This is a genomic window from Gammaproteobacteria bacterium (genome assembly GCA_013214945.1).
GTDB lineage: Bacteria > Pseudomonadota > Gammaproteobacteria > Enterobacterales > Psychrobiaceae > Psychrobium.
Window position 1 is genome coordinate 39,605 of sequence record JABSRT010000003.1, and the last position, 22,409, is coordinate 62,013.

The 22,409-nt window shown below is 42.4% G+C and carries 18 protein-coding genes, 1 tRNA gene and 1 pseudogene; 2 read left to right on the forward strand and 18 right to left on the reverse strand.

The window, feature by feature from the left end:
- Nucleotides 1-150: 150 nt before the first annotated feature.
- Nucleotides 151-1,695 carry an IS21 family transposase gene (locus HRU23_02195; protein ID NRA52932.1) on the forward strand — a complete coding sequence of 515 codons (1,545 nt, stop codon included), beginning with the start codon at nt 151-153 and terminating at the stop codon, nt 1,693-1,695.
- A gap of 11 nt (nt 1,696-1,706) precedes the next feature.
- On the forward strand, nt 1,707-2,462 hold the full coding sequence (locus tag HRU23_02200; GenBank protein NRA52933.1) for an ATP-binding protein: 756 nt from the start codon (nt 1,707-1,709) through the stop codon (nt 2,460-2,462).
- An 80-nt stretch (nt 2,463-2,542) separates the two neighbouring features.
- Here HRU23_02200 and HRU23_02205 read toward each other — a convergent pair.
- The 18 genes and pseudogenes from HRU23_02205 to rpsO form a co-directional block, all read right to left on the reverse strand.
- Nucleotides 2,543-2,725 (reverse strand): annotated as a pseudogene (locus HRU23_02205) (hypothetical protein).
- Nucleotides 2,726-3,201: 476 nt separating this feature from the next.
- Nucleotides 3,202-4,122: a hypothetical protein gene (locus tag HRU23_02210; GenBank protein NRA52934.1), complete on the reverse strand. Its 921-nt coding sequence runs from the start codon at nt 4,120-4,122 to the stop codon at nt 3,202-3,204.
- A gap of 65 nt (nt 4,123-4,187) precedes the next feature.
- Entirely contained in the window at nt 4,188-4,841 is a 654-nt protein-coding gene (locus tag HRU23_02215) for a hypothetical protein (protein ID NRA52935.1), read from the reverse strand.
- Between the two features lie 69 nt (nt 4,842-4,910).
- Complete coding sequence (locus tag HRU23_02220) at nt 4,911-5,372, reverse strand: hypothetical protein (protein NRA52936.1); 462 nt, start codon at nt 5,370-5,372, stop codon at nt 4,911-4,913.
- 84 nt (nt 5,373-5,456) lie between these two features.
- Entirely contained in the window at nt 5,457-5,717 is a 261-nt protein-coding gene (locus tag HRU23_02225; GenBank protein NRA52937.1) for a DnaJ domain-containing protein, read from the reverse strand.
- Between the two features lie 870 nt (nt 5,718-6,587).
- A tRNA-Ser gene (locus HRU23_02230) sits at nt 6,588-6,678 on the reverse strand.
- A gap of 106 nt (nt 6,679-6,784) precedes the next feature.
- Nucleotides 6,785-7,219 (reverse strand): glyoxalase, encoded by a 435-nt coding sequence (locus HRU23_02235; GenBank protein ID NRA52938.1) that lies wholly within the window; start codon nt 7,217-7,219, stop codon nt 6,785-6,787.
- Nucleotides 7,220-7,261: 42 nt separating this feature from the next.
- Nucleotides 7,262-7,900 (reverse strand): LysE family transporter, encoded by a 639-nt coding sequence (locus HRU23_02240; GenBank protein ID NRA52939.1) that lies wholly within the window; start codon nt 7,898-7,900, stop codon nt 7,262-7,264.
- Nucleotides 7,901-7,923: 23 nt separating this feature from the next.
- Entirely contained in the window at nt 7,924-8,868 is a 945-nt protein-coding gene (gene nlpI, locus HRU23_02245; protein ID NRA52940.1) for a lipoprotein NlpI, read from the reverse strand.
- A 233-nt stretch (nt 8,869-9,101) separates the two neighbouring features.
- Nucleotides 9,102-11,210, reverse strand: coding sequence for a polyribonucleotide nucleotidyltransferase (pnp, locus tag HRU23_02250; protein ID NRA52941.1), 2,109 nt, complete (start codon nt 11,208-11,210; stop codon nt 9,102-9,104).
- Nucleotides 11,211-11,436: 226 nt separating this feature from the next.
- Nucleotides 11,437-11,949: a nitrous oxide reductase accessory protein NosL gene (locus HRU23_02255; protein ID NRA52942.1), complete on the reverse strand. Its 513-nt coding sequence runs from the start codon at nt 11,947-11,949 to the stop codon at nt 11,437-11,439.
- A 10-nt stretch (nt 11,950-11,959) separates the two neighbouring features.
- The gene (locus HRU23_02260) at nt 11,960-12,778 is read right to left on the reverse strand and encodes an ABC transporter permease subunit (protein NRA52943.1); all 819 of its coding nucleotides are present in this window, start codon (nt 12,776-12,778) and stop codon (nt 11,960-11,962) included.
- Nucleotides 12,778-13,698, reverse strand: coding sequence for an ABC transporter ATP-binding protein (locus HRU23_02265; GenBank protein ID NRA52944.1), 921 nt, complete (start codon nt 13,696-13,698; stop codon nt 12,778-12,780). Before HRU23_02265 ends, HRU23_02260 begins: the two co-directional genes overlap by 1 nt.
- The gene (locus HRU23_02270; protein ID NRA52945.1) at nt 13,695-15,086 is read right to left on the reverse strand and encodes a nitrous oxide reductase family maturation protein NosD; all 1,392 of its coding nucleotides are present in this window, start codon (nt 15,084-15,086) and stop codon (nt 13,695-13,697) included. The genes HRU23_02265 and HRU23_02270 overlap by 4 nt, the downstream gene beginning before the upstream one ends.
- Before the next feature lie 145 nt (nt 15,087-15,231).
- The gene (locus HRU23_02275; protein ID NRA52946.1) at nt 15,232-17,121 is read right to left on the reverse strand and encodes a nitrous-oxide reductase; all 1,890 of its coding nucleotides are present in this window, start codon (nt 17,119-17,121) and stop codon (nt 15,232-15,234) included.
- 40 nt (nt 17,122-17,161) lie between these two features.
- Nucleotides 17,162-19,291 (reverse strand): regulatory protein NosR, encoded by a 2,130-nt coding sequence (locus HRU23_02280; protein NRA52947.1) that lies wholly within the window; start codon nt 19,289-19,291, stop codon nt 17,162-17,164.
- Between the two features lie 426 nt (nt 19,292-19,717).
- Nucleotides 19,718-21,835 carry a methyl-accepting chemotaxis protein gene (locus tag HRU23_02285; GenBank protein NRA52948.1) on the reverse strand — a complete coding sequence of 706 codons (2,118 nt, stop codon included), beginning with the start codon at nt 21,833-21,835 and terminating at the stop codon, nt 19,718-19,720.
- Between the two features lie 296 nt (nt 21,836-22,131).
- Nucleotides 22,132-22,401, reverse strand: coding sequence for a 30S ribosomal protein S15 (gene rpsO, locus HRU23_02290; protein ID NRA52949.1), 270 nt, complete (start codon nt 22,399-22,401; stop codon nt 22,132-22,134).
- Between the last annotated feature and the right edge of the window lie 8 nt (nt 22,402-22,409).

Here is a 22,409-nt window from a genome sequence, read left to right on the forward strand (position 1 = left end):
TTATCGTGAACAGTGATTCTGGTTTTATCGTGAACACTTTTACCCTAATTTCCGGAATCAGTGTTCACCATGAACCGGAATCATTTCAATGCATTGATTATTAATATCTTTCAATGCCATATTTACCCTTTTAACGATTAAGGAAGGGTTATGGCTACAAAGAGGATCACAATGCGTAAAATCAGAGATGTTTTAAGGCTGCGTTTAGATGCACAACTCAGTGTTCGCCAAATCAATGCCAGTACAAAAGTTAGTGTTGGTGCCATCCAAAAATTACTCACCAAGGCTAGCCAGCTAAGCCTTTCTTGGCCGTTACCTAAAGAACTAGACGACACCGAGTTAGCTCGGCTCTTTTATCCCAAAGCTGATACTCGAGCATCCAAGCGTTTTCAGATACCCGACTGGCCCACGTTGAGCCAGGAGCTAAAAGGGAAAGGGATGACTAAGCGATTGCTCTGGGAAGAATACTGTCAGCAGTATCCAAATCGTTGTTTAAGCTACTCACAGTTCTGCGATCGCTACCTCAGTTGGGCTAAGAAGAAAAAGCGCTCGATGCGCCAGACACATAAAGCAGGCGACAAGTTATTCGTCGATTATGCTGGTCAAACGATGCCAGTGGTGTCGCCATCAACGGGTGAAATCCGGTTTGCTCAGATCTTTGTTGCCGTGCTTGGTGCCTCAAATTATACCTATGCCGAGGCTACATGGAGCCAGAGTCTACCGGATTGGTTGGCCAGTCATGTCCGCACCTTTGAGTTTTTAGGCGGCACGCCTATCATGGTGGTTCCTGACAACCTTCGCAGTGCCGTTAGCCGATCTTGTCGTTATGAGCCTGAGTTAAACCCAAGTTATCAGCAACTTGCTGAGCACTACAGTGTTGCTGTTGTGCCTGCTAGACCCTACAAGCCCAAGGATAAATCCAAAGCTGAAGTCGGCGTTCAAATCATTGAACGTTGGATATTAGCTCGGTTGCGTCACCACACCTTCTTCTCGCTAGCGGAGCTTAATAGGTGCATCGCGTCGTTACTCACCGAGGTTAACTCAAAGCCATTTAAGCAGTTACCCGGTAATCGGCAGCAGTGGTTCAAGCAACTCGATCAACCCTTATTAAAAGCACTGCCTGTAAATCCCTATCAGTACGTCGATATTAAAATGGCCAAGGTCAACATCGATTATCACATCCAATACGATCAGCATCTATACTCGGTGCCGCATCATCTAGTTGGCGAGAAAATTGAGTGTCATGCCAGTGATAAGTTAATACAGATTTACTTCAAAACACACCTGCTGGCGACCCACGTTAGAAAGCATTATCCAGGCACGACCACCGAACCTGGGCATATGCCGACAAAACACGCCAAACATCTGCAATGGAGCCCCGGCAGGCTAAAGAACTGGGCGAAAGATATTGGTCCAGATACATTAATCTGGGTTGCCGATCAGCTCGACAGAAAGCCTCATCCAGAACTCGCCTACCGTGTGTGCTTAGGGCTGCTGAACTTAACCAAATCCTATCCAACAAGCCGGCTCAATGCCGCTTGTGCCATCGCGAATGAACAATCACTCGTTAAATTGAAGAACATCAAATCGATCTTACTGAGTAACCAAGACAAATTACCACGAGATAAGCAATGTGTTGACTCAACACTTCCACAATTCCATGAAAATATCCGCGGCCCTAAAAGCTTCCATTAAGGAGAGTAAAGATGATCGACCAGACATTATCACAGCTTCGCCAGCTGAAACTTAGCGGCATGGCGATGGCGCTACAAACTCAATCAGAACAGCCAGGAACCTATGAGGGCCTATCTTTTAACGAGCGATTACATTTGCTCGTCGACAGCGAAAAGTTAGAGCGCGATAACCGAAAACAACAACGTCTGATCCGCAGTGCAAAGTTCAAGCTAGGCGCAAACCTTAGAGACATAGACTACCAGCACCCGAGAGGCTTGCAGCAATCTCAAGTGGCTTCTCTGGCACAATGTGACTGGCTTACCAAAGCGCAAAATCTACTGCTAACGGGACCTTGTGGCACGGGTAAAACTTATATCGCCTGCGCCTTTGGCCACACGGCCTGCTTAAAGGGCTTTAGCACACGATACTACCGAATATCTCGCTTGATGCTTGAATTAGCACAATCTAAAGCAGACGGCACGTATCAGAAGGTGCTTAAGATGCTAGCAAAAACTGATCTGCTGATATTAGATGATTGGGGGCTAGAGCCACTAAACACAGCCCAACGTAATGATCTGATGGAAATAATGGATGACCGTCACGGATGTGCCTCGGTTATCATTATCAGCCAATTACCCACCGAACAATGGTATGAAACGATAGGAGATAACACGTTAGCAGATGCCATATTAGATCGAATAATGCATAACTCTCATCGGATAAAACTACGGGGAGAATCGATGCGAAAAATACTAAACAACTTGACCCATGGTGAACACTTAAGTTAAAAAAGAGGTCGGGCAATGCATTGAATGATTAGGTGTTCACGATGAACCGGAATCAGTGTTCACGTTCGCCGGAATACGCAACGCCAAGAAATTAACGTATTAGGCGTCACCTCTTCAATATCAGCTGAACATTCAGCGATAACGTTTGACCATACCCAATCAAGAAAAGCTTCATCGCTACAAAGGATCTCTCTGGCTTTATTGCATGCTTTACCAATCTCATACTTAGCTTCTAACTTGTCTTCTGCTTTTGGCGCATTAGCAATGACGCTATTGACTAAACACATAAAAGTCATCGCTATCTATAAGGCAATCAGTCTCTATCTGAGCACTAGCGATATGCGAGTTGATTAGATTAGTCTCTGATGAACGCCCAACCCCGGTCATGGAGACTTTAGAAAAGACTCCCCTAATCATCAAAAATAAAGGAAAAGGGCCAATAACAAGTACTAGGAACATTAGAAGGATTGTTCAAACATGTTTTGATAATTATTATCAAAACATGAAAAATGATGGCCTTGGAGACGATGCAGGTCATTCATCTATGGCAACAACATACCGACACATTGATTCTGATTCAAAAGATAGGCATCAATAAGGAAAACACAAAAAAGTAAAAATACTATTAGAAAATAGAATATTGCTTCACTGGGTTAGCCGAGCATTAAGAGTGCTATACCCGTGACCATTGATTATGGGTATGTATGACAATGCCCTTGCACAGACTAGACTTCCTATCTTATGGAGTGTCAGGTTTTAAATAAGCCATATCATTCAGATCATCATCATGAAAGTCGTAGCCACCCTCAAAATCATCATTCAACTCATTGGCAACGGTTATAGGAAGTTCTAATATTTCTGGGATAAAAATAGAAATATCAACTTGTTGATTAATAATTACCTTTAACTCATTGAAATCTAATAAACCTACGTCTTGCAGGTACTCTCTAGTAAATAGCGGTAGTTGTTTGGTGAAGTTCGCAATACAGATTTCTACCTTAGCAAGCAGGTGGTCTTTCTTTGTATTAGTCAGGTAAGTGGTCAACTGCTGATATAGAACATTTGTAAATATCTTTTTGTCACAATCAATGAGAAGCAATGCAATTGCAGTATTAAGAAATTTTTGCAATTCAAAACTCAACACTTCTTCATCATCATCAATAAGCAGGGTGTTTGCACAATAGTTCGCGGCAATACTTTTATAACTTTGCAAAAGCATCGCACTTTGATAGCCTTCACTCATTAATGAAGCATGCATAAGCTTTATATCAGAAGTGTCATTAATTGCTAAAGCATAACTACTAATAGAAATGCTATTAAAGTATGAGGGTGATATTTTCTTTAATTGAGTATATTTCGCCCAACCTGCTCTAAAGCAATAAACGATACCTTCATTTTTTAGAATGTTTTTTGCTTTCTCTGTATCGTTATCGCAAAGATTTAATAAACCTAAGTTGCACAGTCCAAGTACAATTTCACACCCTTTTCTTATCTGATCAGCGTAAATTATTGATAGGTTGTCAGAGGCTATCCTCAAAGACATATCTGATAATTGTTGTTTCGTTTTATGAATAAATTCTGGCGAAAAAAAGCCATCACTTTCTCCATCTTTTAAGATCAAAAGTAAAAACGGATGATTTCTTAACTTTGCAATTTTCATTGATGAATCCCAATCAATTAAAGCTGTTCATATCGGTTATATAAATATGGGCTGGTCTTTGTAAACTAAAGTGGCGCAAACATATCGTCGGTATCCATTTCAACAGCGGTCACTCGTTGTTTATTGGCATTTTGTTTTAACGCACTTTCAATGTTATCCAGTGTGCCATTAGTACTAACCGCCATCACTTCACGATAAGCTTCTTCGCTTAACGTTTTGATTTTAATTAACAACTCTTCAATGCTGCCAGATATTTGTTCTTCATCTTCATTTTCTTCTAATTCCGAAAAATCGTGACCAACAAACGGCAAAGATAAATATAAAAGACCAAAATCGTCTTCAACAATGGCTTTTAATACTTCTAATTGTTTTTCTTCATCATCATAAGAGAGAAAAATTTGTGTTAATAAACTGTGTGCTTCAGATTGCGCACAAAACACCTGATCTTCATCCATATTTTGCCAATATGACGGTTCAACATTTAACAACTGCTTAATTGAATCCGCGTCCATTAGCCATGTGGCTATTGAAGGAATGGTGGCGTCGTGTTCTCGAACAATTTTAGCGACGGTTAAAATATCCATTTCTGTTAACACAGCAAGCATCGTCTCATCACCTTGTTCAGAGGCAATTGCCTCTAATGAGGTACCCGCGCGTCTACCGCTATGCTGTGCTTGTTCAATAATATTGCTAGCAAGAATTAATGCGTTTTTTGTCAAGGTGATTCCTTAAAACTTATACTTTTAATAATTAGATTGATTAATGAGTAAATCCAGAGTTTATAAAATCTAGTAGTTCTCATCATAGTCATGAGATTCATAATCATCGAACTGATCATGTTCATCTTCTATAGCTTTTAAAGGTGTAGCATCATAGCCGTTATAAAAATGAATGAGCAAAATGGCTATTTTAAATTCCCGTTCTGTGTGAGTCATTATTTCAGTAATACAGCCTCTAGCATCTGCATGCACTCCCACAAAAGGTTTGATCTCGGCCCAACTAGGTTCTTCTGTCAGCTCGATTTTTGCCAAGTTTTTGCTATCGATTCTTATTTTGGTTGATATAGCCATTGCTAATTGATCAACCATGCCATTAAATAATAAAGGCATTTGCTTTAATTGTTCGAATAAATTAGATAAATAATTTGATAATAAATCAGGGTTTTCAGGTTCATCTAATGAGGTCATATTCTCTAAATACATAGAGAAATCACTGGTTAAATAATCAGGTAAGTTTGTTGCATGTTGCATTCATTGTTTCCAAATGGAGGGCCTAAGGAAAGGTCTAATTGATAGTGTCAGGCAAAGCCTCGTTAAAAGCGCTAATTCAAAGCACTAATTCAAAGCGCTATGCCAAAAAGAATCAGCAACTTCTCGGGGATCAGTTATTAAGGTATAGTTACTTTTTAAATATAAAGAGCGCTTTTTCGGATCAGAAATAACATCATAAGCCTGTTGAATTAGTTGAAATTTTTCTATGGCATCCTTACTGTCATTTCTATCGGGGTGATACTTATTAGCGAGTTTTCGATAGGCTTTTTTAATCTCGATGGTCGTCGATACTCTACTTACACCTAACTGTTCAAAAAAATCCATAAACTTACTATTACCTTTTGCTAGACAACTTAAAAATGACTGTTGACATGATTTACGCGATTCTACCTACGAAAGGACATTATTCACATCATTATTTTCACTTATTTATCGATTAATCAGGGCAGGATCATAGATTGAATAATTTAAATTTTATTGAGCTTATTTGTGATTCTCAGATCTGATCAAGAAAATTCCTAAACGATACAATACCGATGACCTTTTTGACCACCTTGAAACGATTGAATATACCCGAAGTGACATTAATTTTAATCGTCTCATCTGCCTCTCCTGTTGCCTTGTAATCAGTTAATTGTTCGACACTAGGCATTGGCATGGTTTAATGGACTCGACCAACCCTGTTAAGAGATACTCTCTGAACAGGAGAAAAAACACTCGAAAGAATTCAAGCTTGATGCAATTAACTTGGTGCTTGAACAAAATTATACCCGCGTAGCCGCTTCTAAGAGTTTAGGAAGACCCGAATTCATGTTCTAGAAAAAGATGGGACACACATAAAAATACAATTGAAAATCAATAATTTTTTCGTCCTATTGATAAATTAATCTCCAAACAGCAAAAAGCCCGTTAAATCTTTCAATTTAACGGGCTCTTCTAAATGTCGCGGTGCCAGATAAAGAGTGGATTTCAACCCTGCTTTAAAATTAGTGTTATTAATCGAAAGTTTAATCTCTAAAAAGCAAAAAGCCGCTTATTCTTTCGAATAAGCGGCCTTTCTAAATGTGGCGGTGCCAGATAAAGAGCGGATTTGAACCCTAACTTAGGAGCTGTGCTATTAACCCGCAGTCTTGATAGACACCCAAACAGCAAAAAGCCCGTTGATAAATTAATATCAACGGGCTTTTCTAAATGTGGCGGAGAGATAGGGATTTGAACCCTAGATGGGCTATAAACCCATGCCGGTTTTCAAGACCGGTGCATTCGACCACTCTGCCATCTCTCCACTGAAGTCGAAGCGAATAATAGGGACTTATGTACCGATTGTAAAGCATGCTTTATAAATTAATTATCGTTTGCTTTAAGATTAACCAACATGGGTATATTGTCGGCTATTTTGCAAATAACTCTTGCTCAATATCTTTAAAACCTTTGAATTCTAGTGCGTTGCCTGAGGGATCGCAAAAAAACATTGTGCCCTGCTCTCCGACCTCGCCTTCGAAGCGTACATAAGGTTCAATCACAAATTGCTCAATAATTTTTTTAGCGGTAACAGCAAATGCTTGCCATGTTGCATAGTCCATAACGACCCCAAAGTGAGGTACTGGTACACCATGACCATCGACACCATTACAAATAGTCGCGACTTGGCCTGTTTTGCCTAATGCACGATTGACATGAACCACCAGTTGATGGCCAAACATATTAAAATCAATCCAGTCATCGCTGCTTCGGCCTTCTTCAAAGCCGAGCTTAACACCATAAAATTCGCGAGCTTCGGTTATATCACGCACTTGAATCGCTAAATGAAAAGGTGTTAAAGCCATAATTGTAACTCCTGAAATTTGAGTTGTGTAATTAGCGATAAATTAGAGTTCGGCAATCGCTACTTTAATGCCCAACAGCACTAATACGGTACCCATGGTACGGTTAAAATATTGACCTAGTTGAACAAATTTGGTCCGCACTGCTTCTTTACTAAAAATAAACGATACCATGCAAAACCATAGTGCCGTTGCTATCGATAAATATACCGCGTAAAAAACCAACCATATCAATGGGGTATTTGCATCGACTATTACCGAAAATATTGATAAGAAAAACAAGGTCGCTTTCGGATTAAGCACATTAGTCAAAAAACCCAACATAAATGACTTATTAACACTTTGCGCGGTTTTGTTAGTGCTACTAGCGAGATCTAACTTAGCTGGAGGTGGTGCTCTAAAAGCACTAATACCCAAATAAATTAAATAACCAGCACATAGGTACTTTAATGCACTAAATAAAGCAACCGATTGCGAAATGATTAAGCCGATACCCAGGGCACTATAGAGCACGTGAATAAGGATAGCGCTGCCAATACCCAAACTGGTGTATATGGCATGGCGCTTACCGCTACTGATACTTTGCTTAATTACCACCGCAAAATCGGGCCCTGGGCTGATAACAGCTAATAAATGCGCCCCTGCTAACAATAAAAATTGATTAAGATAAAGTGAGTCCAACATATCCTCCTTGCCTATAAATTAAATTATTGTGTTTTGGCTGCTGATTTTTTAAGTGCTTGTTTTTGTAATTTTTGTTGATGGATCACAAAGCGATTTTCCAATAGCTCTCGCCGTGCGTATCTGTGCTCAACAAATTCAAAAACATTGGTTGCCAATGATAATTTGAAATAGTTAATCGCGCGCTCAGGCTGCTGATAAATGCTGGCGTATACTCCGAGATAAAAATACGCTTCACATAACCGCTCTGCAAGTTGTTTTGGTGTTTCAATATTTTTGGTTAATCCGGCGACAAACTGGGCTTGTGACAAATTCATTAAAAACAGTTCACCAATTTGTTTGGCCCAGCTTTCGTTGTCAATTTGTTTTTGGTGACGCTTAAGGTTTTTTAGTGCCATGGTTTTATCAAGCCGTTGTTCAGCAATATAACGCCAGATCACGCGATACGGATCGCTTAAATCAAGTTGATGAAAGGTCACTAGATCTTCAACCGCCAATTTGGTCAAACCACCATAATACAACGCTATACCACGATTTAAATACACATACTGATGTTTAGGTGCTAATTCAAGCGTGGCGTCAAAGGCTTCATACGCTCTAGTAAACTGCCCGGCCATGGTTAAATGAATACCTAAAAAATTATAAACATCAGGCATTTTTGGATTAATACGCAAGGCGCGATTAAAATCTATTCGGGCTAAATTAACCAAGCCAAAACTGTCAAATAAAACCCCTCGCTCAAAAAAAGTCTGAGCACGCTGTCGAGGTGTTAATTCTGGGTGATATAGTAGTTCACTGAACCGAGCTAACCGGATCTCACTTTGCAAACTGACCGCCAGTGGCTCTGCAATAACTAATCTCCCCAAATCCACTTGAGGATCTTGCCGTGAATTATTCGTCGTTTGACACCCAGCTAACAGCAATAATAATATCGCGCCAAACAGACTGCGTTCAAGTTCAAGCTTAAACATTGATAATATCCCGTAATAATATTGTTAGTAATAATGCCACAGCGTTTTCTTTTAGGCTATAACTATCAAACGTTAGCCTTCATATCAGTCTAAGCCTAAAACCAAAACTATGCTAAATAAAGTATAGCTAAAATCCCTTAATTTTGGATCGTAATTAGCGCTAAAAATAATAATTCTCGCATAAAAAAAGCCTGCATAATGCAGGCTTGATACAACAAGATTAACGAGAAAAATTAATCTTCAGATTTTGGCGCTTCAGCGGCTGGCTTAGCATCTTTAATGCTTAAACGAACACGGCCTTGACGGTCAATTTCTAGTACTTTAATGTCAACCATCTGACCTTCTTTAAGGTAGTCGGTAACTTTCTCAACACGCTCTTCAGCGATTTGAGAGATATGAACTAGACCATCTTTACCAGGTAGCACTTCAACGAATGCACCAAAGTCAACGATACGCTTAACCGCACCGTGGTAGATTTTACCCACTTCAACTTCAGCAGTAATCGCTAGAATACGCTCAACGGCATGTTGTGCTTTATCGTTATCAGTAGAAGCGATTTTAACCGTACCATCGTCTGCGATTTCGATTACACAACCAGTCTCTTCAGTAAGGGCACGAATTGTAGCGCCGCCTTTACCGATGATGTCGCGAATTTTGTCTTGAGCAACTTTGATCGTAGTGATACGAGGAGCGAACTCAGAAACGTCATCACGAGCAACAGAGATTGCTTCGTCCATTACACTTAAGATATGAATACGAGCAGCTTTTGCTTGATTCAGTGCAATTTCCATGATGTTGCGTGTGATGCCTTCAATTTTGATATCCATCTGCAATGCAGTAATACCATTAGTTGAACCAGCAACTTTAAAGTCCATGTCACCTAGGTGATCTTCATCGCCTAAGATGTCAGAAAGAACAACGAACTCTTCGCCTTTCTTAACTAGACCCATCGCGATACCAGCAACAGATGCTTTGATTGGAACACCAGCATCCATAAGCGCTAGTGAAGTACCACACACAGAAGCCATTGAGCTTGAACCGTTAGATTCTGTAATTTCAGATACAACACGGATTGAATACGGGAATTCTTCAATCGTTGGCATAATAGCCAATACGCCACGCTTAGCAAGACGACCGTGACCAATTTCACGACGCTTAGGTGAGCCAACCATACCAGTCTCACCAACACATGAAGGTGGGAAGTTATAGTGCATCATGAAAGTATCAGAGATTTCGCCCATGATTGAATCAATGCGCTGTGCGTCACGTTCAGTACCAAGAGTTGCAGTCACTAATGCTTGAGTTTCACCACGAGTAAACACAGCAGAACCGTGAGTACGTGGTAATACGCCTGTCATTACGTCAAGAGCACGGATCATTTCAGGATCACGGCCATCGATACGTGGCTGACCTGCAAGGATACGTGAACGTACCACTTCTTTTTCAACATCGTGAGCAATTTCAGAAACAAGCTTAGTATTCACATCAGCATCGTCTGCTACTAGTGCAGCAGTAACATCGCTAGTGATTACGTCGATTGCGTCTTTACGTGCCATCTTATCGGTGATTTGATAAGCTTCAACGAAACGCGCTTCACTTAGCTCAGTGATTTTAGCCACTAATGTAGCGTCAACTTCTGCCGGTGACCAATTCCAAGCTGGCTTGCCCGCTTCGGCTTTAAGTTCTTTGATAGCTTGGATAACAACTTGCTGTTGTTCGTGACCAAAAGTAACCGCGCCTAGCATTACGTCTTCGCTAAGAATGTCAGCTTCTGACTCAACCATTAATACTGCATTTTCAGTACCAGCAACCACAAGATCTAGCTTGCTTGTTGCTAGTTCTGTTTTAGTTGGGTTAAGTACGTATTGACCATCGATGTAACCAACACGAGCACAACCGATAGGACCATTAAATGGTACACCAGCAAGTGAGATAGCCGCAGAAGTACCGATCATAGCTACAACATCAGGGTTTACTTCAGGGTTTACTGAAACAACAGTGGCAATAATTTGCACTTCGTTTAAGAAACCAGCTGGGAATAGAGGACGAATTGGACGGTCAATAAGACGACAAATCAGGGTCTCATTTTCACTAGGACGCCCTTCACGCTTGAAGAAACCACCAGGGATTTTACCAGCAGCGTAAGTACGCTCTTGATAGTTAACTGTTAGCGGGAAAAAATCACGACCAGGGATCGCTTTCTTTTTCGCTACACAAGTAACCATTACTACTGTGTCGTCCATGTTTACAAGTACTGCGCCGTCAGCTTGACGGGCAATTGCGCCAGTTTCAATGGTCACATTATGTTGACCATACTTAAATGTTTTAATTGTAGGATTCACTGATTGAATTTCCTTTATCTTTTAGTCGTCTTTGAATTTTCAGAGCACAGTATACGGCTAGAACTACTGATTTAAAAGACACGATTGATGAAAGGTTAAAATTACTCAACTCGTTCACCATCAAGTCAACTGCTTTGCCTATTTAATGGGAGTTTTTATTGAAAAACGCCATTTATACCTATTTTATCAGAGCTCATCACTGGCAAAGACTCTTGATTGGATTCGCTTAAAGCGACTGTAAATTAATGGCGTTAAAATCTAACGTTTCGCCACCAAACTCTACCGCGAACGCCTGTGCATCTTGTTTGCGCGAGAAGCTGGCCAGAGTTTTGCCCATCGCGCCTTTTTTCGATGAATTAATCACAAACCAAGCCGTGCGTGCATCAATAAAGTGCTGATCGTTTAAGCTGCCCCACGGCATCTTGCTCATGTCGTGCACTAAAATTGAGGTGACATTGCGTTTATTTTCAGGGTCAAGATAATAACTAAGCAGGTCACGGGTCGAGCAGAACTTTTTCACCACATTGCCATCGGCTTGGGTAATGCCTTTGCGAAACAATTCACCTTTGGGGCCGGCAAAGTTGCTGATAAGCATACCACACAGATGACATTCATCAGACGTTTCGATAGCAACGGCCTGATGCAACATCCGTTGCTGTTCTGTTTCTTGCGAGCAAGCACTTAGGCCAATAATCGCGGCAAATAAGACCGTGGATAACAATTTATGACGACAGAACATAATAATAACCTTATATTTTTTTATATTTGAATACAAATGAAGTAATCATCAGCGGAATAACAATCCAGCTGATTAATAACGCAAAGAGTTGGCCTTGGCTCATATGAGCCTTAATCGCAATAGCCAGCGCGCCGTTAACATCACTGGGGTCTAAGCCGGCAAGGTTAACCAAGCGAAAGATATCGGCCGGATTAAGCATCATTAATTGGGTCAGCATGGTTTGACTTAAACTTGCCTCGGTACCCACTAATAGTGCCAATAAACCAAGGTCAAAAACCAACGCGAAGAAGAACCACGTGATTAAGGCCAAACCGGCCGCTTTTGATTTTTCATTCGACGACAAGCTAATGAGATAAGCAATGGCAGTAAAACTTAAACCGAGCAACGTCGCGCTAACAATAAAACTGCCAAAGGTCTGCAAAATGGCTAAATCGGCATGTTTGACATAAAGCAGCAACGCCGATGAGCCAAAGCCCAGAGTAGTCGCTAGCGCTATAATGCCGCCTTGACCGACAAACTTGCCAAGCAGTAATTGATTTTTACTGAGCGGATAAGTCAGCAGCAATAACAAGGTGCCGCCCTCTTGCTCGCCGACAAAACTGTCGTAGCTTAATAACAAGGCAATCAGCGGAATTAAGAACACCGCCAAACTGGCTAAGCTCGCGACTGTGGTTGACAGCGATGTCATGCCAACCGAGCCCGACGCCGCCGCGCCAAAATAAGTAAGCCCGACCGACAATACGGAAAAAATCAGAGTGATCGACACTAACCATCGGTTACGCAGGCCATCATGAAATTCTTTGCTGGCCACCGTCATTATTTGTCTCATTACGCTACTTCCTTCGATTGATCAGGCTGATTTGCTGGCTTTTTCGCTAAATAAAACTGATAAATCTGTTCTAAGTTCGCCGGTTCTACCGCCACGTCCACCAGCGATGGCTCGGCTAATAGCTGACGTAATACCGACAACTTATGCTGCTCTGGCACCGTTAAATGTCCAAGGGCATCGCTATACTGTTGCCATTGCTGGCTTTGCTCTGCAACCAAGCCTTTAGGCGTAATTTTAATCGGTAAATTAGCCTTGGCGCGCAACTGCGATATCGTGCCAAGTGCTAGGGTATTGCCGCCAGAAATAATCATCGCGCGATCAATATGCTGCTCAACACCGGGCAAAACATGAGAACACAAGATAACACTGGTACCTTGGGCCTTTAACTGGTCAACGCTGCGATAAAAATCGCTCGTAGCATTAGGGTCAAGCCCTACTGTTGGTTCATCGAGCAGCAATAATTTAGGTTCGCCAATAAAGGCTTGTGCCAGACCCAACCGTTGACGCATGCCTTTAGAATAGGTTTTTACCGCGCGGTGCATGGCATGCGCTATGCCGACTTGTTCAAGCAATGCTTTGGCGTGCTTTTTATTTTGTCCTTTAAGGCGCGCAAAATACGTTAATACTTCAAGGCCAGTTAACTGTTCATAAAACATCACGTTTTCTGGTAAATAACCCATCTTGGCTCGCATGTGCCACGCTGACTTACTGTCTGGCGCCATGCCCATCACCGAGACTTGGCCGGCGGTTGGTGAAATGATGCCTAAGATAAGTTTCATCATCGTGGTTTTTCCTGCGCCATTATGACCAAACAACCCAAGCACTTCGCCTTGCGCCAAGTTTAGATTGATGCCGGACAACGCGTTAACCTCGTCATAATGTTTATCGACATTCGCTAAAGAAACTAATGGTGTGTTCATGGGTGTTGGCTATCCTTGTTCGTCTGTGCGACTAAATGGGGCTCGTTACTATTTTTCAATAATGGCTGCGATGAGGGTGATGCTTGCGATGATGCGTGTTGAACCGTGCTAATGGCTGGTGTGGGGGCGCGCATCAATGGATGGCTGTCTTTAACACCAGGGGGTTTTAACACCGGAAACTCCTTTTGCACCCAGCGTAAAATGATCACCACAGGGCTGTCCATAATCATTTTCATTTCTGGATATTGCCACGTCAGTTTGTCAATGCCGTCGTTGGGCTCAAACGCGACATCGCCGATGTCATCGCCATTGATATCCCAACCCAAATAATTGCTCCAGTAATTGCCCTTTCCTTCAAAGCTCCATTCTTGCTTTTTGTTCGACACATATTTGACCTGCACCGGATTATTGATAAAACTATTACCATAGACCTTGGTTTGTTCAGAACCTGCCGTTAAATGAATACCAATTTCGGTGGTATCGATACGGTTACCTTTAATGGTGTTATACGCTGAGTTATAAACGAACAACCCCTTGCCATCACGCCCTAACACTTTGTTTTCAGGCTTGGTCCAGACATTTTTAATCTGATTATTACTAATAACAGACGAGGTAATAAAATTCATTAAAAAGCCATAATCTTCACTGCCGTCAGTCGAATTACCATCGACAATGAGGTTGCGAGAGCTCATTAACGCGTAACCAGCGCGAGTCTTGTAGGCGATATTGTTAATCACTTTGTTGTTGTGAGAATACATATAATGCACGCCATAACGCAGGTCGTGGATTATATTACCGTCGATGACATTGTGCTCACTTGAAATAATGTACAGGCCATCGCGGGTATTAAATATGCGGTTATTTTTGACCTCAACATGCTTAACTATCGACAGTTGAATACCATTGCCGCGATCCGATGATCGCAAGCTTGGGTTACCCTGCACCACATTGTCGAGCACTTGAATATGCTGGCCTTTTTGCAGCCAAATACCAAAGCCATCACCGCGTAAATGGTTACCGCTAATAAGCAGGTTATTGGCGTTTTTAACGGCATAAATGCCTGAGTCTTGCGCGGTTAAATCATCGCCCCAATTAATGATATTAAGATTTTTTATCGTGATATCACTTTGCGTGAGGGTAATAGCATGATGCTGGCCATTGGCGTCGATAATCGCTCGATTACTACTATCTTCGCTGATTAGGGTGATTTGATGGTTGAGAACAAAGTTACCGAGATAGGTGCCAGCCTTGAGTATGACGACATCGCCGTCACGGCTGCTATCTAATTGTTGTTGTAAGTTATCACTGGGCGATACGACAATTGTTTGAGCGATGGCAGCGCTTAGCCCGCCAATTAGCACAAAAACAGCAATAACAAATTTTAATATAATAGGTTTCAAAAACTTAACCTTTACTAACCAAAATGCGGTAATAGCATGATTACCGCGTTATCTTACTAAATACGCTAAACACCACACCGGTGGGGTTTAGCTATTGGTTTGGTACCTAACGCTTAATGTTTAAGCGCAGCAATTACGCTTCAACCAACATCCGGCCACGCATTTCCATGTGCAGCGCGTGACAGAACCAGTTACAGTAATACCATTGCACGCCAGGTCTGTTCGCGATAAAGGTAATTGATGCCGTTGCTTGTGGCCCAATTTCCATTTGCACGCCGTGGTTAGTCATACAGAAACCGTGCGTTACATCTTCAACCTGATCAAGGTTGGTCACGATCATGGTTACTTCATCGCCTAGCTTGACCTTGAACTCGTTCATGCCATAGGTAGGCGCGACCGATGTCATGTAAACACGTACTTTTTTGCCGTCGCGGATAACTTTGTTTTCTGAATAAACATCAACGCCATCTCTTTTAGCTTGCGCGAACGTTTCAGCGGCAAAGGGGTCATTACGCGGCCATAGTTTTAGTGGCTTTATTTTACTGCGATGCACCATCATGCAATCGTGCGGTTCAGCAAAAGTTGGGCCATCATGTACCAGTATCATTTCATCGCCAGAAATATCAATCAGCTGATCGTTTTCTGGGCGCAGTGGTCCTACTGGTAAGAAACGGTCTTTTGAAAACTTACACAATGAGACTAACCATTTGCCATCGACATCACGGGTCTCACCTTGCGACGTATGGTTGTGGCCAGGCTGGTAATGAACATCAAGTTTTTGACGAATGTAATTTACTTTTTTGCCGTTATGCGCCGCAATGGCTTCCTCGACATTCCATTTAACAATCTGGCTATCAAGGAACAAGGTAGTGTAAGCGTTGCCTTTGTTATCGAACGCGGTATGCAATGGCCCTAAGCCAAGTTCTGGCTCGGCAATTACGGTGTCGCGCGGCTTGATTTTGTCGGCAAATAAGTCATCGAGCTTGTCAATTTCGATAATAGATACAGTTGGTGATAACTTACCGTTAGCGATAAAATATTTACCATTGGGTGACGTATTTAAACCGTGCGGAGATTTTGGTACCGGAATGTAGCGCGTTAATTCAGAACCTTTACGGCCATCTAATACCGGAACATTGTTACCGTTGTATGTCTTAAACTTACCGGCTTTTAACGCCGCTTCACAACGCGCAAGGCTAAATACGACGACGTGATCGCGTTCAGACGTGATCATCTCACCCAAGTTCATGCCCATTTCTGAGTTGTAACACGTTGAAGCAAAGTACTTGCCGTCATAATCGGCGTCGGTATTGTCCAAGTTACCATCGACCATCACTTGGAATACCACTTCCATTTTTTCAGCGTCAATGACGTTATACAGCGAACGATAAGTGCTGACATCTTCCATGCCTTCTTTACCGTCGTTGTTCATTGGAATTTCAAACTCACCATTACACACAACGTATTTAGTGTACGGGGCTTTTTGAACACGCAAACCGTGAATAGCTTGCACGTTAGGCACGGTGATCATCTTGTCTGTTTTCATGACATCACAACGAATACGTGCAACACGTGAGTTGGCTTTATCATTAATGAAAACATATTTACCGTTATAACGGCCGTCGGTCATGCTCATGTGCGGGTGATGCGAGTCACCCGCTAGTAAATGGGCGCTTTCGCCCTTAATGTGCTTACTTTCGTTGGTTAAACCCCAACCCGTCGCGGCGTCGATATTAAATACCGGAATACGCATTAATTCACGCATAGACGGAATGCCCATAATGCGCACTTCACCTGAGTGACCGCCACTCCAAAAACCGTAATACTCATCTAACTCACCCGGGTGAACGAATGGGCTATTACCTGCTTCTGCTGATTTTGCCTTGGCCATCGATGCGAACATGGCCGCAGACATCGGCGCTGCAACAGCGCCCGCAGCGACTAATGCCGTTTTACCAAAAAACTTACGACGGCCTGAGTTTTCTAACTCATTGTGGTTTGTTTTGTCATCATTGTTACTCATAACTTACTCCCTAAATTACACATAGATATTTGGTGCGAAGTTAATCGACATTAACTGCTTCAATATTTCGCTCTTTGAATTTATTTTTCTTGTACACCTGTTTTTTAAGTGGCGGACATTTTTTGTCATTAAAATAAGTGACCTGACAATCGAGACAGTAATGACACTCACGCATATTGATTTCACCGTCAGGATTAATCGCTTGAATTTCACATTCAACGGCACATGTTTTACATGGCTTGCCACATTCAGGGCGGCGTTTAAGCCAGCTAAACAAACGCACGCTGTTACTGGTCGATAATGCCGCGCCTAGTGGGCATAAATAGCGACAAAAGAATTTGCGATTAAAGATATTAATGGTCAGTAACACAATGACGTAGAGTACAAACGGCCACTCACGGTCAAATTTCAGTAGAAAAGTCGTTTTAAAAGGTTCGATATCGGCAAATTGCTCAGCCAAGGCTAATGAGTCAAGCGACAACCCAAACAGTGCAAGCAGTATCAGATATTTAATCGCCCATAAACGTTCATGCACCGCCCACGGCAATTCAAATTGCGGAATTTTTATATAACGGGCAAACACGTTCATTAGCTCTTGCAATGCGCCAAACGGGCATAACCAACCGCAATACACGGCGCGCCCCCACAGCAACATGGTGACCGCTGCGGTGCCCCACAAAATGAAGATCACCGGGTCGAGCAAAAATAAATCCCATGAAAAATCGCCCATAAAGGCATGCAAGAATGTGAAGACATTAACCACCGACAGTTGTCCGCCCCACTGCCAGCCAATAAAGACGACAGTGACCACCAAGAAGCTATGACGAAAATGGTGCATAAAGGTTGGGTGGCGTACCAGAATGTCTTGCAAAAATAGCGAGGCGAGCAATAACACCATTAACACGCCTAATATCACCACTTCCATCTGCTTGTCTTGCCATACCTGCTCGGTCAGTGTCAGCTCAGGTTCAGGTATAATGACCGGTGGACGGTATATATATTGTTCCAAGCCGTGGTAACCCCCTTTAAAGCTGGTAAAAACACTGTCGACCGCGCCAATTTGTCGGCGAACAAGCAATTCAAACTGCCAATCAACCCCAGGATTAAACTCGTGCTGAGCCCGCACAATAAACAAGGACATTTCTTTAAAATGCGGCGCGCCGGCAATCATCAAATCGGTCACGCGGTTATGATCTAAATCGCGAAAGGCAAAGGCTTCATTGTTTTGCAAAATTTGAATGCGATCGAAAATACCGCCACGGACATAACCCGAGCCTTTAAAGGAATAACCGTTACCGAACACCGCAATGGCATGCTCGTTCGGTTTAAGCGTTTTCATTAACCACTGGTATTCACTGTCACCAAGCAGGTTACGACCAATGGTTGGGATATCGGCTTGGGCGTAATAAATATCGGCAAACATATCTTTTTTATTATCGATGCTCGCCTTATCAATATCTTCGGCTGGCGTACCAACAAAGGCTTCGTCAACCGCACCGCGGTTTAAATAGAGTTTGCGAATTGAGCCATCGCCCAGCAGCGTTTGCCAGTCACTGGCCTGATAGACATCTGGTAACACCGTCGACATTGGCTGAATAATTTGTTGGCCTTGTTCAATAATGCCCAAGGCTACAGCGACCTTAGTCGCCGATTTGGTAATACCGACATTCATCACCATTACGGTCACTGTCGCACCGGACAGACCATCTAAGTGAATGACACCGTCTTGGCCGTTGCCGCCAACCTTTAAACGCTGCTTAACATCGAGGTTGATATATTGATCGGTAAAGTCCCACAATTTTTTCTCAGGAATGCCCGCTAAGATAATCGGTTCGTGATGCTCAAGCACTTTAGCACCCAAGTAGATGCCTTCAGGGCTAATAGCGACCAGCATATTGACCGGTTCACCAGAATAGGCCGGGATTTTTTTAATATCGTTGGTTTCAAACGCATAACCAATAATATCTTGCTCTTGAAAGACGGTCCAAATAAGGGGCGTGCCAGTCTTGTCGGACACCTTAGTCGCCTGCGGGAAAATCTCATGAATCAGTGGCAATGGATCTCTAGGCTCACTAACAAAAAGCGCATGGGCTGGCAATTGGATTAAGCACAGCAATAATAACGCAAAAAAATTGCGCAACTTTTGGCTGTGAAAACATAAAAATAACATGGTTAGGCAACACCTTGATCTGAACGTTTTGTGTCAATCCAATCGCTGTAATTAAGGTTAAAAAGCGACCCCACTGGTGGGCGATTGGTATGAATTGAGCGGTAATTCTCTCGTGCTAAACTTCACAACTGCGACAATATGTCGCACACAATACGCGCATTTAAATCGCCAGCCTTGACTTATATCAACAGACGGATCAGCGATAGTTGCTTAAAGTCGTTAATTATCTAAGCATTGCTATTGGTTTGATTTGAATCAATTTCAATTAATAATCACTGATAAAAAAGTCGGATAAACAGGTGGGATCATGATTCAACGTTGCTGTTATTGGTGGTGGTATTGGTGTTAGCGTTGGTCAGCTTAATCGCCACAAAAAAAAGCGCTAACTGGGCAGTTAGCGCTTTATCAATCTAAATCAACGGATATTTAAACAGTAAACTGAGCCACAAGGTGCTTGAGGTTACTTGATAGGTCGATCATATTTTCACTACTGGCCGCCGCTTCTCTTGAGCCATTGGCCGTTTCCTCGGCAACCACGCCAATAGTACTTAAGCTCTTACTAAACTCTTCGGACACCGCATGTTGTTGTACCGCCGCGCTCGCCACTTCGGTATTGAGGTCGCTAATATGATTTATCGCCGCTAAAATGCCCTCCAAAGACTCCGCAGCTTGATTAGCCTGTGAAATACTCATGTTGGCTTTTTCTTTGCTTTGCGCCATGACCTGAACCGCCCGCGAAGTACCCGTTTGAATATGCTCAATCATGGTTTGAATTTCACCGGTCGATTGTTGGGTGCGTTGCGCCAAGGTTCGAACCTCGTCAGCAACCACGGCAAAACCACGGCCCTGCTCGCCGGCTCTTGCCGCTTCAATCGCCGCGTTAAGCGCGAGCAAGTTTGTTTGGTCAGCGATGCCGCGAATAACATCTAGAATCGAATGAATATTCTGACTGTCGTTATCAAGTTGTGCAATAACCTTGCCCGCTTCTTGAATTTCATCGGACAACATATTAATCGAACTTGATGTTTGACTAATAATATCTTGCCCTTTGTTGGCTTGCTGTTTAGCGTCAATCGTTGCTTTGGCGGCATTTTCAGCAATTTCTGACACCGACAGCGAGGTTGATGCCATTTCATCAGCAGCCGATGCCAGATTAACGGTTTCTTGCTGTTGTTTATCAACACCACTACGCGTTTGGGAAGCAATCACTGAAGATTGTTCGGCATTGCTAGCAATTTCATTGGACGATAACACCACTTGTTTAATCAATGGCTGGGTTTTGTCTAATAACATATTACAGGCTCGGGCTAACGCCCCGGTTTCATCCACTGTGTTGACTTGTAATCGTGGGGTTAAATCCCCGCCTGCCGCTTGATTGAGAACAGTCACTGTATTAATAATTGGCTTAACGATGCCCTGCGAGACAATCCAGATCAGTGCTAGTGCCAACACAGCAACAATAATACCGACCACAGCTTGCCAAATTCTGTCTTGGGCAGCACTAGCGCTCATCACTTGTTCTAATTTAAGCGTTTGGGCAAGTACGACTGACTTTGGAATACTGACCATCATTGACCAAGGTGTTACTGTTTTACCCAGCTTAATCGGCGCATAACCGTCAATATGATTACTCGCAGTATCAGCATCAACAACCGAAGCCGAGCTTGTCAAACGTTCAATCTTTGTTTGCCAGGTATCAGGAAACAACTGGCGTAAATGTTGACCTATTTTTTTGCCACCAGAATGGGCAACCACCGTGCCGTTAGCACTAACAATAGTCACCTCAGCTTTACCATCGTACATTGACTGGCTCATGTCCATGGCCAAATGCTGTATAAATGTCATCGCAAGATCAACACCGCTTATACCATGAAATTCGCCGTTAATTATTATTGGCACCACCAATGAGGTAATTAATGTATCAACACCGCCAACATTGTAAATATACGGATCAATAATACATTCTTGTAAACTGTCGCGAGAACACAAATAATATTCCCCAGCGCGTACCCCACCACTATCACGCGTTTGATTATCATAATCGACGAGAGGTTCAGAGACCAATTCCCCCGAGGCACTACGACTCCAATAAGGAATAAATCGACCTGAGGCGTCATAACCAGCCTGACCACTATAACTTGCGTCTAAGGTATCTAACTTGCCAGCTTCCCATAACGTATAGGTACCCAAATAATCAGCTTGAGATTGGAGGTTATCGCGTAAGATGCTATTGAAGTTCTCGCGTAATGTTAGCGACTGGCTAATATCGTTGGCTATTTTTAAGGTCGCAAAGCTTTGAGCTAAGGTGCGAGCGCTGCTAAAACCACCGTTAATGACATTTTCTAATTGCGCTACGCTGTATTGAGTCTTTGCCAACACACTTTGTTTAACTTGAGCAATGACTAATTTTTGAGTGCTGTCTTTGACAAAAACTTGCGTTTGGTTCGAGGCGTATAAAGAATAAAAAACTAGAATAGCGGCGACAAACAGAATGGCTCCGCCGGCCATTAGACTTATCCGCATTTGGATTGATTTTAGCTGCACGCTAACTCTCCTATATAATAAAATCCATTTATTGAGATCATTAATCGTGAAAAATCCGTCATTCACTTAAGATTAACAACCACACTTATAGTTAGTTTTGTTATTAAGTATTTTTCTTTTAATCGCTAAGTAAAATAAAAATAACAACAATAGATTATAGCCACTAAAATTCTTGATTAGCAACAGGTATTTTATAACGAGCATCGAGGAAAACACGGCGGGCATTGTTAAATTTTACGCAAAAAAAAGGAGCCCTAAGGCTCCTTTTTGACGCTTACGCGTCCTTAGTCCATCGATTAACGACGTAGACCAAGCTTAGCAATTGTTTCTTGGTACTTAGTAACGTCTTTACGCTTTAGGTAATCAAGAAGCTTACGACGGCTAGAAACCATGCGTAATAGACCACGACGTGAGTGATGATCATGAATGTGCTTTTTGAAGTGGCCTTGAAGGTGGTTGATTTGTGCAGTTAACAAAGCAACTTGAACTTCTGAAGAACCAGTATCGTTTGCATCACGGCCGAAATCAGCGATGATTGCAGCAGTTTGAATAGCGTTTAGTGACATAATAAACT

What these genes read in the sequence shown, in the direction of transcription:
- HRU23_02195 (NRA52932.1), top strand. Translation starts at nt 151, where the DNA reads ATGGCTACAAAGAGGATCACAATGCGTAAAATCAGAGATGTTTTAAGG.
- HRU23_02200 (NRA52933.1), top strand. Translation starts at nt 1,707, where the DNA reads ATGATCGACCAGACATTATCACAGCTTCGCCAGCTGAAACTTAGCGGC.
- HRU23_02210 (NRA52934.1), bottom strand. Translation starts at nt 4,122, where the DNA reads ATGAAAATTGCAAAGTTAAGAAATCATCCGTTTTTACTTTTGATCTTA.
- HRU23_02220 (NRA52936.1), bottom strand. Translation starts at nt 5,372, where the DNA reads ATGCAACATGCAACAAACTTACCTGATTATTTAACCAGTGATTTCTCT.
- HRU23_02225 (NRA52937.1), bottom strand. Translation starts at nt 5,717, where the DNA reads ATGGATTTTTTTGAACAGTTAGGTGTAAGTAGAGTATCGACGACCATC.
- HRU23_02235 (NRA52938.1), bottom strand. Translation starts at nt 7,219, where the DNA reads ATGGCTTTAACACCTTTTCATTTAGCGATTCAAGTGCGTGATATAACC.
- HRU23_02240 (NRA52939.1), bottom strand. Translation starts at nt 7,900, where the DNA reads ATGTTGGACTCACTTTATCTTAATCAATTTTTATTGTTAGCAGGGGCG.
- nlpI (NRA52940.1), bottom strand. Translation starts at nt 8,868, where the DNA reads ATGTTTAAGCTTGAACTTGAACGCAGTCTGTTTGGCGCGATATTATTA.
- HRU23_02255 (NRA52942.1), bottom strand. Translation starts at nt 11,949, where the DNA reads ATGTTCTGTCGTCATAAATTGTTATCCACGGTCTTATTTGCCGCGATT.
- HRU23_02260 (NRA52943.1), bottom strand. Translation starts at nt 12,778, where the DNA reads ATGAGACAAATAATGACGGTGGCCAGCAAAGAATTTCATGATGGCCTG.
- HRU23_02265 (NRA52944.1), bottom strand. Translation starts at nt 13,698, where the DNA reads ATGAACACACCATTAGTTTCTTTAGCGAATGTCGATAAACATTATGAC.
- HRU23_02275 (NRA52946.1), bottom strand. Translation starts at nt 17,121, where the DNA reads ATGAGTAACAATGATGACAAAACAAACCACAATGAGTTAGAAAACTCA.
- HRU23_02280 (NRA52947.1), bottom strand. Translation starts at nt 19,291, where the DNA reads ATGTTATTTTTATGTTTTCACAGCCAAAAGTTGCGCAATTTTTTTGCG.
- rpsO (NRA52949.1), bottom strand. Translation starts at nt 22,401, where the DNA reads ATGTCACTAAACGCTATTCAAACTGCTGCAATCATCGCTGATTTCGGC.